The sequence below is a fragment of the uncultured Flavonifractor sp. genome (assembly GCF_944385615.1).
Taxonomy (GTDB): Bacteria; Bacillota; Clostridia; order Oscillospirales; family Oscillospiraceae; genus Flavonifractor.
The window spans coordinates 22,792-36,685 of record NZ_CALWXV010000025.1; the positions used below are offsets into that span (position 1 = coordinate 22,792).

9 protein-coding genes are annotated in these 13,894 nt (G+C 62.2%); 4 read left to right on the forward strand and 5 right to left on the reverse strand.

Translation table 11 applies throughout. The annotated features are described in order from the left end of the window. Positions 1-135 precede the first annotated feature (135 nt). Positions 136-1,944: a translation elongation factor 4 gene (gene lepA, locus Q0J75_RS07975; RefSeq protein WP_297199292.1), complete on the reverse strand. Its 1,809-nt coding sequence runs from the start codon at positions 1,942-1,944 to the stop codon at positions 136-138. A gap of 39 nt (positions 1,945-1,983) precedes the next feature. Then, the gene (locus Q0J75_RS07980; protein ID WP_297199295.1) at positions 1,984-2,679 is read right to left on the reverse strand and encodes a helix-turn-helix domain-containing protein; all 696 of its coding nucleotides are present in this window, start codon (positions 2,677-2,679) and stop codon (positions 1,984-1,986) included. Between the two features lie 193 nt (positions 2,680-2,872). Here Q0J75_RS07980 and pta point away from each other — a divergent pair, with 193 nt between their 5' ends. The 4 genes from pta (at position 2,873) to Q0J75_RS08000 (ending at position 9,131) form a co-directional block, all read left to right on the forward strand. Beyond that, positions 2,873-3,844 carry a phosphate acetyltransferase gene (gene pta / locus Q0J75_RS07985; RefSeq protein ID WP_297199317.1) on the forward strand — a complete coding sequence of 324 codons (972 nt, stop codon included), beginning with the start codon at positions 2,873-2,875 and terminating at the stop codon, positions 3,842-3,844. Positions 3,845-4,295: 451 nt separating this feature from the next. Next, a complete protein-coding gene (locus Q0J75_RS07990) occupies positions 4,296-5,786 on the forward strand; it encodes a M23 family metallopeptidase (RefSeq protein WP_297199298.1) in 1,491 nt (496 codons plus the stop codon). 170 nt (positions 5,787-5,956) lie between these two features. Next, complete coding sequence (gene glp, locus Q0J75_RS07995; protein WP_297199301.1) at positions 5,957-7,177, forward strand: molybdopterin molybdotransferase MoeA; 1,221 nt, start codon at positions 5,957-5,959, stop codon at positions 7,175-7,177. A gap of 46 nt (positions 7,178-7,223) precedes the next feature. After that, a complete protein-coding gene (locus Q0J75_RS08000) occupies positions 7,224-9,131 on the forward strand; it encodes a molybdopterin biosynthesis protein (RefSeq protein WP_297199304.1) in 1,908 nt (635 codons plus the stop codon). A gap of 296 nt (positions 9,132-9,427) precedes the next feature. On the opposite strand, the gene aspS is transcribed toward Q0J75_RS08000, so the two are convergent. The 3 genes from aspS to hisS form a co-directional block, all read right to left on the reverse strand. Beyond that, on the reverse strand, positions 9,428-11,221 hold the full coding sequence (gene aspS / locus Q0J75_RS08005; RefSeq protein WP_297199307.1) for an aspartate--tRNA ligase: 1,794 nt from the start codon (positions 11,219-11,221) through the stop codon (positions 9,428-9,430). Positions 11,222-11,258: 37 nt separating this feature from the next. Next, complete coding sequence (locus Q0J75_RS08010) at positions 11,259-12,236, reverse strand: S-layer homology domain-containing protein (RefSeq protein ID WP_297199310.1); 978 nt, start codon at positions 12,234-12,236, stop codon at positions 11,259-11,261. A gap of 71 nt (positions 12,237-12,307) precedes the next feature. Continuing rightward, positions 12,308-13,657, reverse strand: a complete 1,350-nt coding sequence (gene hisS, locus Q0J75_RS08015) for a histidine--tRNA ligase (protein ID WP_297199313.1) — start codon at positions 13,655-13,657, stop codon at positions 12,308-12,310. Positions 13,658-13,894: the final 237 nt, after the last annotated feature.

Genomic DNA, 13,894 nt, shown 5'->3' on the forward strand with positions numbered 1-13,894 from the left:
GAGGCACATGTCCCCGGAAAGGACAGATTTTGATTTGATTCCGCGCCTATGGGCGGCGGAACTCTGCGAGGCTTCCTTGTTGGGAAGTCTTTTGACAAGCTGAGATCTGCTGCAACGTACAGCAGGTCTTTTTGGTTATTCTTCGTCCAGCTTCAATACTGCCATGAACGCCTCGGTGGGAATCTGTACAGTACCCAGAGAGCGCATCTTCTTTTTGCCCTCTTTCTGCTTTTCCAGCAGCTTTTTCTTTCGGGTGATATCGCCGCCGTAGCACTTGGCCAGCACGTCCTTCCGCATGGCCTTGACGGTTTCCCGGGCAATGACCTTGCCGCCGATGGCGGCCTGCACCGGCACCTCGAAGAGCTGGCGGGGGATGTTCTCCTTCAGCTTTTCGCACAGCCGCCGGGCCCGGGGATAAGCTTTATCCTTGTGAGCGATAAAGCTCAAAGCGTCCACCTGGTCGCCGTTGAGCAGCATATCCACCTTCACCAGCTCGGAGGGCTCGTACCGGTCCATCTCGTAGTCTAGGGAGGCGTACCCCTTGGTGCGGGCCTTTAGAGTGTCAAAGAAATCATAGATGATCTCGCCCAACGGCATGGAGTAGTGCAGCTCCACCAGATTGGTGTCCAGATACTGCATATCCTTGTACTCGCCCCGCCGGTCCTGACACATGGGCATGATGTTGCCCACATAGTCCGGGGGTGTGACGATGGACACCTTGGCGTAGGGCTCCTCCGCCAGCTCGATATTGGCGGGGTCGGGGTAGTTGTGGGGGTTATCCACCATGACCACCGTGCCGTCGGTCTTGGTGATGCGGTAGATCACCGAGGGCAGGGTGGTGATGAGGTCCAGGTCAAACTCCCGTTCCAGCCGCTCCTGGATGATCTCCATATGGAGCATCCCCAAAAAGCCGCACCGGAAGCCAAAGCCCAGAGCGGCGGAGGACTCAGGCTCGAAGGACAGGGAGGCGTCGTTGAGCTGGAGCTTCTCCAGCGCGTCCCGCAGATCGGGGTATTTGCTGCCGTCCTCGGTGTAGATGCCACAGTACACCATGGCCCGGGCGGGGCGGTAGCCGGGCAGAGGCTCCGCCGCCGGGGTCTCCGCCCCGGTGACGGTGTCGCCCACCTGGGTATCCTTCACGTTCTTGATGGAGGCGGTGAAGTAGCCCACCTCGCCGGCGATCAGCTCCTGGCAGGGCTCCATGCCCAGGGGGAGCAGGTGGCCGCACTCGATGACCTGATAGGAGGCCCCGGAGGCCATCATCTTGACCGTCATGCCGGTTTTGATGGTGCCCTCCATCACCCGGAAGTACACGATGACACCCCGGTAGGCGTCATACTGGCTATCGAAGATCAGGGCCTTGAGAGGGGCATTGGGGTCTCCCTTGGGGGCGGGGACGTTTTTCACAATGTCCTCCAGCACCGCCGGGATGTTGATGCCCACCTTGGCGGAGATTTCGGGGGCGTCCTGGGCGGGGATGCCGATGATGTTTTCAATTTCATCCTTCACCCGCTGGGGATCGGCGGCGGGCAGGTCGATCTTATTCACCACCGGCAAAATCTCCAGGTCGTGCTCCATGGCCAGGAAGGTGTTGGCCAGGGTCTGGGCCTCGATACCCTGGGCGGCGTCCACCACCAGCACCGCGCCCTCGCAGGCCGCCAGGGAACGGGAGACCTCATAGTTGAAGTCCACGTGGCCGGGGGTGTCGATGAGGTTGAGCTCGTAAATGTTGCCGTCCTCCGCCTGATAGTTGAGCTTGACGGCCCGGGCCTTGATGGTGATGCCCCGCTCCTTCTCCAGGTCCATGTTGTCCAGCAGCTGGGACTCCATCTCCCGGGCGGTGACGGCGTTGCACTGCTCGATCAGCCGGTCGGAAAGGGTGGATTTGCCGTGGTCGATGTGGGCAATGATCGAGAAATTACGGATTTTAGATTGGTCGGTCAAGTGGATACCTCCCGTTTTGATCAGATTTTATTGGATCTTTTATTTTTCCCTGCGCTCGGCAGAGCGGCGGTTGATGCGCTCGCCGGTGTTGTGGATGATCTGGAGCAGGGATTGGTACAGCCCCGGATAGTTCTCCATCAGGGCGTCGTTGTTCATGGGGGGGAAGCTGCCCTTGTCCTTGACGTGGGCGGCCAGGGCCTCGGTATATTCCGCCTCGGCGCAGATCATATCGGCAAAGGGCATCCCTGCCACAAACTGCTGGGGAGACACCGAGAAGAAGTCCTCGTTCTGGGTGCCGTCCGCCCGGTACAGGTGGCGGAACAGCTTATAGATGGCCGTGCCCAGGTAGTCGGCGGCGGCGTTGATGGCCTCCTTTTTGCCGGTCTTGCCCAGCAGGTCGAACAGCACCCCGGTGGAGTTCACCAGCAGCTTTTTATTCAGGGTGGCCAGGATGGAGCCGTGGAGCACGTTGTCCTTTTCGGTGGAGTAGTCGTACAGCTCCTCGGCGGCGATGGTGGTGCCGTCCCGGCTCAGGGTACGGCCCAGCAAAAAGTCAGCCGACACATTATAATAATTACAGGCCTTGATGACAAAGGCAAGGCCCGGTTCCCGAACGCCGTTTTCATAGTGGGACAGCAGAGCCTGGCTGATCCCCAGCTCTTTGGCTACCGCCCGCTGGGATACCCCCTTCTCCTGCCGCAGAAGAGACAGACAGCGGGAAAAATCAGACGTCATAATACACCTCTCCTAAAAAACAGTGTGTATAGTATAAATGCAAAAATACCAAAAGTAAAGAGCGTTTTTTCACAATATTTTTTCGCTCAGGTCCTTGTGATTGTTCTAAGGATGGGTGTATAATACTTATACCGCCGAGTATGTGGCAAAAGTACGGATCATTGAAATGGAGGAGATTCCCGTGGCTATTCATATGTTTCAGCAACTGATCGACACGTTGAAGAAGAGTCCCAAGAAGATCGTGTTCACCGAGGGCACCGATCCCCGTATCCTGGAGGCCAGCGCCCGCCTGCTGGCCGGTACCTGGCTGACCCCTCTGCTCATCGGCAACGTGGATGAGATCCACGCCGCCGCCGAGGAGGCCGGCTACAACATCCGGGGCGCCGAGATCATCGACCCCGCCACCTATCCCGACATGGACAAAATGGTGGAGGAGATGGTGGCCCTGCGTAAGGGCAAGATGACCGTGGAGGAGTGCAAGGCTGCCCTGCAGCACGGCAACTACTTCGGCACCATGCTGGTGAAGATGGGCGTGGCCCACTGCCTGCTGGGCGGCGCCACCTACTCCACCGCCAACACCGTCCGTCCTGCCCTGCAGCTCATCAAGACCAAGCCGGGCAACAAGATCGTGTCCTCCTGCTTCATTCTGGTGCGGGAAGGCGTGGGCGAGAATACCGTGCTGGCCATGGGCGACTGCGCCATCAACATTGACCCCAACGAGGACGAGCTGGTGGAAATCACCACCGAGGTGGCCCACTGTGCCCGTACCTTCGGCATCGACCCCAAGGTGGCCATGCTGAGCTACTCCACCAAGGGCTCCGGCAAGGGCGACACCGTGGACAAGATGCGTCACGCCTATGAGAAGGTAGTGGCCTCCAACCCCGACTTCGCCGTGGACGGCGAGCTGCAGTTCGATGCTGCCGTGTCCCCCAAGGTGGGTCAGCTCAAGTGCCCCGGCTCTCCTGTGGCCGGCTACGCCAATACCTTTATCTTCCCCAACATCAACGCCGGCAACATTGGCTATAAGATCGCCCAGCGTCTGGGCGGCTTTGACGCCTACGGCCCCGTGTTGCTGGGCCTCAACGCCCCCATCAACGACCTGTCCCGTGGCTGCAACGCCCAGGAGGTCTACTCCATGGCTATTATTACCGCGGCTCTGGCGTAAGTAAGAAGTGCGGAGCCGTCGAGAGCAGCGGGCTAAGCCGCGGAACGCAGGAAACAAACCGACAGGGCCACAGGCCCGGTGGTTTGTTTTCGGAGTTGGAGCGGCTTAGAACCGCATCGCGAACAGGCGGAGTATGACAACAAAAAGGTACATCAAGCCGGAGCGCCCGCAAGGGGCGCTCCGGTTTTTTGCGGCTGTGGGGGAGACAAGATTATAAATAGGATAAAAGCGGGCGCTGTTCCCACCTGCTATGACCTGTCGGAATGAAAATTTCTTTCGTCATTTGGATGAATCCGGTCGATTTTTCCCGGAAAGACTTGACTTTTTCAAAAGACGCGTGTATGATTACGGCTGTAACCATTTGTAACTCTTTCGTTTCTACCTGTTACCATTCAGATACAGACCGGCTACAGGCGGACGTTTATTCCAAAAACAGGAGGGAATTTCCCCCATGGATGAAATTCTTCATCTTCCACAGCAGGAGGAGGGCGGCGAACGGCTGACCGCCCGGCTCCGTGCCAGAGCGGAGACCGCCGGTGCGGCTCTGCGGACCGGCGCGGAGCGGTTCCGCCGCTGGACCGACACCGCTACCGCGGGCGGCCGCCGGATCATCAGCCCCCTGCACTTCCTGGCCGCCGCCGCCGTGCTGGGCGTGGCCGCAGTGGTCACCACCGTGTACACCCCCGCCTATGTGGTGGAGCTCAACGGTGTGGCCCTGGGCACCGTGACCTCGCCCCAGGTCTTTGAGGAGGCCCTTGACCGGGTGGAGGCCCGGGCCACCAGCATCCTGGGCTATGACTACACCCTGGACGGAGACATCAGTTATTCCCTGGCCCTCATTGAGCCGGAGAACCTCACTCCCACCGCCAGCTTTGAGACCTATCTCTTTGACCAGATCGGCGATGTGATGAAAAACTATGTGCTCACCGTCAACGGCCAGTTTATCGGTGCTTCCCAGGACCGGGACACCCTCACCGCTGTGCTGGATCAGATCAAGGCGGCCTATATCAATGAGAACACCATCTCCGCCGAGTTCACTTCCGGGGTGTACATCACCCATGAGTACACCGCCGCCAATGTGAACCAGGACGCCGACGTGATGCTGGCCACCCTCACCTCCAACACCAACGGCAAGACCACCTACGAGGTCAAGCAGGGCGACACCTTTGTGGGCATCGCCGCCGCCAACGATATGACCCTGTCCGAGCTGGAGGCTCTCAACCCCGATGTGGACAGCAGCGTCATCTATATCGGCCAGATCCTCAACGTGAAAGAGGAGATCCCCTTCCTGTCGGTCAAGACCGTGGACCACGTGACCTACACCGAGTCCATTGCCTGCCCGGTGGTGGAGGTGGAGGACGATACCATGTACCAGGGTGAGTCCAAGGTGCTGGACGCCGGTACTCCCGGCGAGCAGGTGGTCACCGCCGATGTGGCCTACCTCAACGGCGTGGAGCAGGAGCGGGAAGTGCTCTCCACCGAGGTCACCCGGGAGGCCACCAATAAGGTCATCGCCGTGGGTACCAAGGTACGGCCCTCCTGGCTGCCCACCGGCAGCTATATCTGGCCGGTGTACGGCAACATCACCTCCTCCTTCGGCTACCGCTCCATCTTCGGCTCCTACAGCTATCACAGCGGCCTGGACATCGCCACCGCTTACGGCACCACCATCAAGGCTTCTGACGGCGGTACCGTGGTTTGGTCCGGCACCGGCACCGGCAGCTATTGGAGCTACGGCAACTATGTGGTCATCGACCACGGCAACGGCGTGCAGACCTACTACGCCCACTGCTCCAGCCTGCTGGTCTCCACCGGCGACAAGGTCTACCAGGGTCAGCCCATCGCCCGTGTGGGTTCCACCGGACGGTCCACCGGCAACCACTGCCACTTTGAGGTGAAGATCAACGGCACCTCGGTCAACCCCCTGGCCTACCTCAACTGAAGAAACGGATCAAAATATCCGGCACACCAACCGTGTGCCGGATATTTTTTTGCGCTCTCCCGCCTGCGGTCCCAGGCCGTTGCTTTTGGGGAGAGCGGGATTTATAATAATACCGATCAAAACCGCCCTGATTGCAGGGAATTTCAGATGGGAACAGGAGGGAAGAGGCTATGCTGACCGTCATGACCCCCGCCCAGCTGCTGGAGCTGCTGGAGCGGCGGTTTTCTCCCCTGGACCGGCCGCCGGAGGAGGTGGAGCTGGACAGGGCCCTGGGTCGGGTGCTGGCCCGGGACCTTACGGCCTCGGAGTTTGTGCCCAACTTTGCCCGCTCCACCGTGGACGGCTACGCCCTCCGGGGAGCGGATACCTTTGGATGCAGCGAGGCGCTGCCCGCCCTGCTCACCTGCGTGGGGGCGGTGGAGATGGGAAAGGCCCCCGGCTTTGCCATCGGCCCCGGCCAGTGCGCCGCCATCCCCACCGGGGGCGCCCTGCCGGAAGGGGCGGACAGCGTACAGATGGTGGAGTACAGCGAGAATTACGGCGGCGGGGAGATCGGCATTGTCAAAAGCGTGGCCCCGGGGGCCAACCTGATCTTTCGGGGGGACGATGTAAAGCCGGGGGACCGGGTGCTGCGCCGGGGCCGTCGGCTGGAACCCCAGGATATCGGGGCACTGGCGGCCCTGGGGGTGACCCAGGTACCGGTGGTCCCCCGGCTGAAGGTGGGCCTATTGTCCACTGGGGACGAACTGGTGCTCCCAAACCAGATCCCCGGCCCCGGACAGGTCCGGGACGTAAACGGTCCTCTGGTGGCCGCTCTGCTGGCTCAGGCGGGGGCGGAGACCATCCATTACGGCATTGTCCCAGACCGGGAGGAGCTGCTGCATAAGACAATGAAGAAGGCCCTGGGGGAGTGCGACGTGGCGGTGCTGTCCGGGGGCAGCTCGGTGGGGGAAAAGGACGCGGCCTGCCGGGTGATGGAGCAGCTGGGGGAGGTGCTGTGCCACGGGGTGGCCATGAAACCGGGCAAGCCCACCCTGGTGGGTCAGTCAGAAGGCAAGCCCATTTTGGGCCTGCCGGGCCATCCGGTGGCCGCCCTGTTTACCGCAAAGTTGTTTTTGCTCCCCCTGCTGGCCCAACTGGAGGGGAGAAACTTGGAGCGACGGACGGTGTCCGCCCGGCTGAGCCAGACCGTCCCCGCCAACCACAGCCGGGCCCAGTACACCGGCGTAATGCTGGAGGACAAGCCCGACGGGCTGTGGGCCGTCCCCATCTGGGGCAAGTCGGGGCTTATCACCACCCTGGCGGGGGCCAGCGGGTTTTTCTGCGTCCCCCGGAACCGGGAGGGCATCCCGGCGGGGGAGTGGGTGGAGGTGTCCCTTTTTGACCGGTAGGGCGGAGCGCGCTTGACACGCCCTAAAATCTCAGGAGGTGTATCCCATGTCCTTTACCTATCTGACCAATCTGCCTTTGGAGCAGGCTCAGCGGGACTATCCCCTCTGGCTGGCGGAGGGGGGCTTTGCCCCCAAGACGGAACGCCTGCCTACGGCCCGGGCGGCGGGCCGGGTGACCGTCCAGGCGGTCTACGCCAGCCTGTGCGCCCCCCATTATCCCGCCTGCGCCATGGACGGCATCGCGGTACAGGCGGCGGACACCTTCGGGGCCACCGAGACCACTCCGGTCACCCTGGCCCCCGGCCGGTTTACCGTGGTGGACACCGGCGACCCGCTGCCCCATGAGACCGACTGTGTGGTGATGATCGAGGATGTGCTGTGGGAGGGGGAGAGCGCCGTCCTCCATGAGGCCGCCGCCCCCTGGCAGCACGTGCGGCAGATCGGGGAGGACGTATGCGCCGGGGAGATGCTCCTGCCCGCCCGCACCCCCATCACCCCCGCCGCCATCGGGGCCATGCTGGCCGGCGGCGTGCTGGAGGTGGAGGTCTTTACCCGTCCGGTGGTGGGCATCCTCCCTACCGGGGATGAGGTGGTGCCCCCCACAGACCACCCCCAGCCGGGAGACGTGCTGGAATTCAACTCCGCTATCTTTTCCGCCATGCTGGAGGAATGGGGCGGACAGGCCAGAGTTTACCCCATTGTGAAGGACGACAGACACGCCCTTACCGCCGCCCTCACCCGAGCGGTCAAGGAGTGTGACCTGGTGGTGGTCAACGCCGGGTCGTCAGCGGGCCGGGAGGACTATTCCGCCGCCGTCATGGAGCAGGTGGGGGAGGTGCTGTGTCACGGGCTGGCCATCCGCCCCGGCAAGCCTGCCATTCTGGGCCGGTGCGGTCCGGTGCCGGTGCTGGGGGTGCCCGGCTATCCGGTCAGCGGTATCCTGGTGCTGGAGCACCTGCTCCGCCCTCTGGTGGAGGGCTGGACCGGCAGAAAAGCCCCCAGGCGGGAAGAGGCCCAGGCGGTGCTGTCCCGGCGGGTGGTGTCGGGTCTGAAATACCGGGAGTTTGTCCGGGTGCGGCTGGGCAAGGTGGGGGAAAAGCTGGTGGCCTCCCCCCTGGCCCGGGGAGCCGGGATGGTGACCTCCTTTTTGAAGGCCGACGGCATCCTGGACATTCCCCAGGGCAAGGAAGGCGTGGAGGCGGGGGAGAAGGTCACCGTCTCCCTGCTGCGGCCCCGGCAGGATCTGGACCACACCCTGGTGATGATGGGCAGCCACGACCCCCTGCTGGACGAGGTGGCCGATCTGCTCCACCAGCAATATCCCCAGCTGTATATGAGCTCCACCCATGTGGGCTCCATGGGGGGCATCATGGCCCTGCGCCGGGGAGAGGCCCACGGGGCGGGGTGCCACCTGCTGGACGAGACCGACGGCAGCTATAACACCGCTTATCTGGAAAAATACTTTCCCAACGGCGGGGTATATCAGGTGGAGTGCGTGGGCCGTACCCAGGGCCTGATGGCGGCCCCCGGCAACCCTCTGGGGCTGAACGGTTTTGGGGACATTGCCCGGCCCGGCCTGCGGTATGTCAACCGGCAGAAGGGCTCGGGTACCCGCATCCTGGCCGACTACCTGTGCCGGAAGGAGGGGGTGGACCCGTCGGCGGTGTACGGCTACGAGCGGGAGGAGCTGACCCACACCTCGGTGGCCGCCCAGATCGCTGCCGGTACCGCCGACGCCGGTATGGGCATCCTGTCCGCCGCCCGGCTGTACGGGCTGGACTTTCTGCCGGTGTGCGTGGAGCAGTATGACCTGCTCATCCCCGACTATGCCTGGGACACCCCGCCGGTACAGGCTTTGCTGGCGGTGCTGGCCAGTCCGGCCTTCCGGACCCGGCTGGAACAGATGGGGGGCTATACCCTGGACCGGCCGGGACGGGTACGGCGGCATTTTTAAGCGGGAGAAGGGCGGCGTGCCCAAAAGACCAACAGCCTTTTTGCATAATAATCCCCCGGCGGAACTTCCGCCGGGGGTAACTTGTGTCAAAAGAAATGCCCTTGTTAGGGGAGCCTCGCAGAGTTCCACCGCCCGCAGGCGGTGGAATGAAATCAAAATCCGTCCTTTCCGGGGACATGCGCCTCGGAAAGGACACTTCTCATGACGAATGGGGTGACAATTTCACAAGAAATCGAACCCCATTTGTCATGCAATCTCTGCTCCAAAAAGACCATTGGTCTTTTTGGAGCATTTTTTTATTCCTCGTCCTCTTTCTTGGTGCAGACGATGTTCAGCTCATCCAGCTGGGCCTGGGTGACGAAGGAAGGGGCCCCCATCATCAGGTCCTGGGCGTTCTTGTTCATGGGGAAGGGGATGATCTCCCGGATGGACTCCTCGCCAGCCAGCAGCATGACCATCCGGTCCACGCCGGGGGCGATACCGGCGTGGGGGGGCGCGCCGTAGGTGAAGGCGTTGTACATGGCGGGGAACTTGGCCTTCACGTCGTCCTCGCCCAGCCGCACCAGCTGGAAGGCCTCGATCATGATCTCCGGGTCATGGTTCCGCACTGCGCCGGAGGACAGCTCCACGCCGTTGCACACCAGGTCGTACTGATAGGCGGTGATGCTCAGGGGGTCCACCTGGCCCTCCGCCGCTTTCTTCAGGATCTCCAGGCCGCCGTTGGGCATGGAGAAGGGGTTGTGGCAGAACTCCAGCTGGCCGGATTCCTCCCCGATCTCGTACATGGGGAAGTCCACGATCCAGCAGAACTCATACCGCTCCTTGTCCATGTGGTTGGGGCAGAAGGCGCCCAGCTTGGAGCGCAGCACACCGGCGGTCTTTTGGGCGGCCAGCAGCTTGCCGGCAGTGAGGCCCACGAAACAGCCGGGCTCCAGACCCAGGGCGGCCACCACCTGGTCCTTGATGGGCTGGACGAACTTGGCGATGCCGCCTACCACCTCGCCCTTCTCGTCCAGGCGGAACCAATAGGCCTTGTTGCCAGACTGGACCTCCACCTCATTGCAGATGCCGTCGATCTGCTTGCGGGTGCCCTCAAAGCCGGTGACCACCACAGCCTTGACGGTGTTGCCCTCAAAGGGCCCGAAGCCGCAGGAGCCCAGTACCTCGGTGGCGTCGGTGACGGTCAGGTCAATGCGCAGGTCGGGCTTGTCCGAGCCGTACTTGTCCATGGCCTCCAGATAGGAGATGCGGCGGAAGGGAGCCTCGGAGGCCACGTTATAGGCGCCGTACTTGGCAAAAATGGGGGGCAGCACGTCCTCCAGCACGGCGAACACGTCCTCCTGACCGGCAAAGGCCATCTCCATGTCCAGCTGATAGAACTCGCCGGGGGAGCGGTCGCCCCGGGCGTCCTCGTCCCGGAAGCAGGGGGCGATCTGGAAATACTTATCAAAGCCGGAGGCCATCAGCAGCTGCTTGAACTGCTGGGGAGCCTGGGGCAGGGCGTAAAACTTGCCGGGATGTTTTCTGCTGGGTACCAGATAGTCCCGGGCGCCCTCGGGGGAGGAGGCGGTCAGGATGGGGGTGGTGATCTCCATAAAACCGTGGTCGATCATGGCGGCCCGGAGGGCGGCCACCACCTGGCAGCGGAGGATGATGTTGTTCTTGACCTCCGGGTTGCGGAGATCCAGGTAGCGGTAACGTAGCCGCTGGGTCTCGTCGGCCTCCCGGCTGCGGTTGACCTGGAAGGGCAGCTCATTGTGGCGGCAGCGGCCCAGCACCTCGATTTTCTCGGGCACCACCTCAATCTCGCCGGTGGGCAGCTTGGGGTTTTTGGAATCCCGCTCCCGCACCACGCCGGTGACGGCAATGGTGGACTCCTTGTTCAGGGCCTTGATGGTCTTGACCATCTCCTCGGTCTCGGCCACCACCTGGGTGGTGCCGTAGAAGTCCCGGAGCACCACAAAGCCCAGGCTGGCCCCTACCTCACGGAAGTTTTCCAGAAAGCCGGCCAGGGTGACGGTCTGGCCCACATGCTCCATCCGCAGCTCCCCACAGGTGTGGGTGCGGTAGGCGGTTTTGACATTTGCCATGTTGTATCAACTCCAAATTGAAATATAAATGCTGCGATTATCCCTGGGTTTCAGGTTTGTCCAGGTCATACTTGTCTTCCAAATGGGCGGTATACAGGTCCATGTATTTGCAGTAGTACACCTGAACGTCAAAGTTCTTGTACAGATCGGTGCCCTCCTTGGCGGTCACGCCAAAGTGGGACAGGGCGGTATTTTTCACATAGTCCAGAAAGGTAACGCCATCCACCGTGTTGAACCAGTTGAACTCCATGCCCTGGGCGGCACAGTCGGTCTCCAGGCCGTCGATCAGCTCCTGCACATAGGGCAGCCAGGCCCCGGCGGTGGTGCCGTTGGTGAACAGCACGTCAGAGGGAGTCAGCCCGGCGGCGGTGAAGGGGGTGTAGTCGGCGGGGGTGAAGGACTGGCGCAGGGCGGGCCGGGCCACGCGGGCCACCATGGCGGCGGTCTCCGCCCGGGTCAGGGTCTTGTCGGCGGCAAAGGTGCCCCAGGTGTCCACGCCGGTGAGGATACCGGCGTTATAGAAGGCCAGCACGTCAGGGTCGGTGCTGTCGGGCAGGGTAGTGATGGTGTTGATGGGGGAGAGCATATCCTGTGGTACCACAGCGGCCAGCAAGGTAACAAACTCCTGCCGGGTGGCCTGCTTGGTGGGGTTGGGCACATCGATGCCCAGATGCTCCAGGTAGTCCACATAGATGAAGTACCAGGGCATGGTCTCACCGGGCTTGGGGGTGGCCATGATGATAGGCTCCCCGGTGATGGCCTCGTTCATCCGGGCGGCGATGGCGGCCACCTCGCCCACGGTGAGCAGTTGGTCGGGGGCAAACGCCTGGCCGGTACCCTGCATCAGACCCACCTCGGCACAGATGCGGGCGGGGTCGGCGTACCAGGAGCCGGCTTCCACGTCAATGAAGCCGGGGTACTCGTTGACCTTGGGGAAGGCCTCTTCGGGAGAGATGGCGGCGGCAGAGCCGGCCAACAGCGCGGCGGATAGGACCAGTGCGGCAAGCTTTTTCATAAAAGGGTTCCTCCTTGTCAAATCTCGTTGGGTTGCCTTTTATAGACGGCTTGAAAGGGGGAAAGTTCCATTCAGGGCTGATCCACGATGGGCACGCTGCCGGACAGACCGGCCAGAGACGCCTGCACCAGAGCCACCGCCTCCGCCGGGGTGACGGTCTGCTGCTCTCCGGTGGTCAGGTTCTTCATGGTCACCTTGCCCTGGGCGATCTCGTCCTCGCCCAGGAAGGCGGCAAAGGGAATGGACAGCTTGTCGGCGTAGGACAGCTTCTGCTTGAACTTTTTCTTCTCGCAGTGGAGCTGGGCCCGGACGCCCGCCTCCCGCAGGGCGGTGGCGAAGGAGATGGCGGGGGACAGGTCCTCGGTCATGGGCAGGATGAGCACGTCGGCTGGGGCGGTGTTCATCTGGTCGTTCAGATAGCCCTGGGCCTCCAGCACCGAGAACAGCCGGGTCAGGCCGATGGAGATGCCCACGCCGGGCAGCTGCTTGTCGGTGTAATACTCCGCCAGGTTGTCATACCGGCCGCCGGAGCAGATGGAGCCGATTTCCGGGTGGTCCAGCATCACCGTCTCATACACGGTGCCGGTGTAGTAGTCCAGCCCCCGGGCGATGGTGAGATCCACCATGAAGTGGTCCTCCGGCACACCGTAGGCCGACATATACTTCACCACGGTGGACAGCTCGGACACGCCCTGGTCAAAGAGCTGGTTTTTGCCCTGGTAGGGCTCCAGGGCGGCCATGGGGTCCTCCGCCGCCAGCAGGGCCAGCAGAGCGTCGGCAGCCTCGCCGGGGACGGCAAAGTCATCCACCAGGATGGCCCGCACCTTCTCCGAGCCAATCTTCTCCAGCTTGTCGATGGTGCGCATCACGTCCCCGGCCTGTGCCTCCAGCCCCAGCAGGGCGAAAAGGCCGTTTAAGACCTTGCGGTTATTCACCCGGATCTTGAAGCGGTGCAGGCCCAGGGCGGTAAAGGTCTTGTAGATGATGGAGGGGATCTCGGCCTCGTTGGTGATGTCCAGGGCGCCGTCGCCGATGACGTCGATATCGGCCTGATAGAACTCCCGGTAACGGCCCTTCTGGGCCCGCTCTCCCCGATAGACCTTGGCGATCTGGAACCGGCGGAAGGGGAAGGTGAGCTCGTTCTGGTGGAGGGCTACATACTTGGCCAGAGGGACGGTCAAATCAAAGCGGAGGGACAGGTCGGTGTCCCCCTTGGTGAAGCGGTAGATCTGCTTCTCGGTCTCGCCGCCGCCCTTGGCCAGCAGCACCTCGCTGGCCTCGATGGCCGGGGTGTCCAGGGGGGTGAAGCCGTAGAGGGAATAGCTTTTGCGCAGAATGTCCACCATCCGGTCAAACTGCACCTGACGGGCAGGCAGCAGCTCCATAAAACCGGAGAGGGTACGGGGTTTGATCTGGGCCATAGTGATGCTCCTTTGTCGAGTAATAGAGGCTGCTGCCTGCCAACGCCGCAAGTGCGGCGTCAAGCGTTTTGCGCAGCAAAACCTTGAAATAGGCCGAATTCACTTCGGCCTATTTGAATCAAATCCAGGGGACCCCGGCGGGTCACAGACCCGCTGGGGACAGCAGCTCCATAAAACCGGAGAGGGTACGGGGTTTGATCTGGGCCATAGTGATGCTCCTTTGTATCGTAACATTGG

What these genes read in the sequence shown, in the direction of transcription:
- Q0J75_RS07980 (WP_297199295.1), bottom strand. Translation starts at nt 2,679, where the DNA reads ATGACGTCTGATTTTTCCCGCTGTCTGTCTCTTCTGCGGCAGGAGAAG.
- pta (WP_297199317.1), top strand. Translation starts at nt 2,873, where the DNA reads ATGTTTCAGCAACTGATCGACACGTTGAAGAAGAGTCCCAAGAAGATC.
- Q0J75_RS07990 (WP_297199298.1), top strand. Translation starts at nt 4,296, where the DNA reads ATGGATGAAATTCTTCATCTTCCACAGCAGGAGGAGGGCGGCGAACGG.
- glp (WP_297199301.1), top strand. Translation starts at nt 5,957, where the DNA reads ATGCTGACCGTCATGACCCCCGCCCAGCTGCTGGAGCTGCTGGAGCGG.
- Q0J75_RS08000 (WP_297199304.1), top strand. Translation starts at nt 7,224, where the DNA reads ATGTCCTTTACCTATCTGACCAATCTGCCTTTGGAGCAGGCTCAGCGG.
- aspS (WP_297199307.1), bottom strand. Translation starts at nt 11,221, where the DNA reads ATGGCAAATGTCAAAACCGCCTACCGCACCCACACCTGTGGGGAGCTG.
- Q0J75_RS08010 (WP_297199310.1), bottom strand. Translation starts at nt 12,236, where the DNA reads ATGAAAAAGCTTGCCGCACTGGTCCTATCCGCCGCGCTGTTGGCCGGC.
- hisS (WP_297199313.1), bottom strand. Translation starts at nt 13,657, where the DNA reads ATGGCCCAGATCAAACCCCGTACCCTCTCCGGTTTTATGGAGCTGCTG.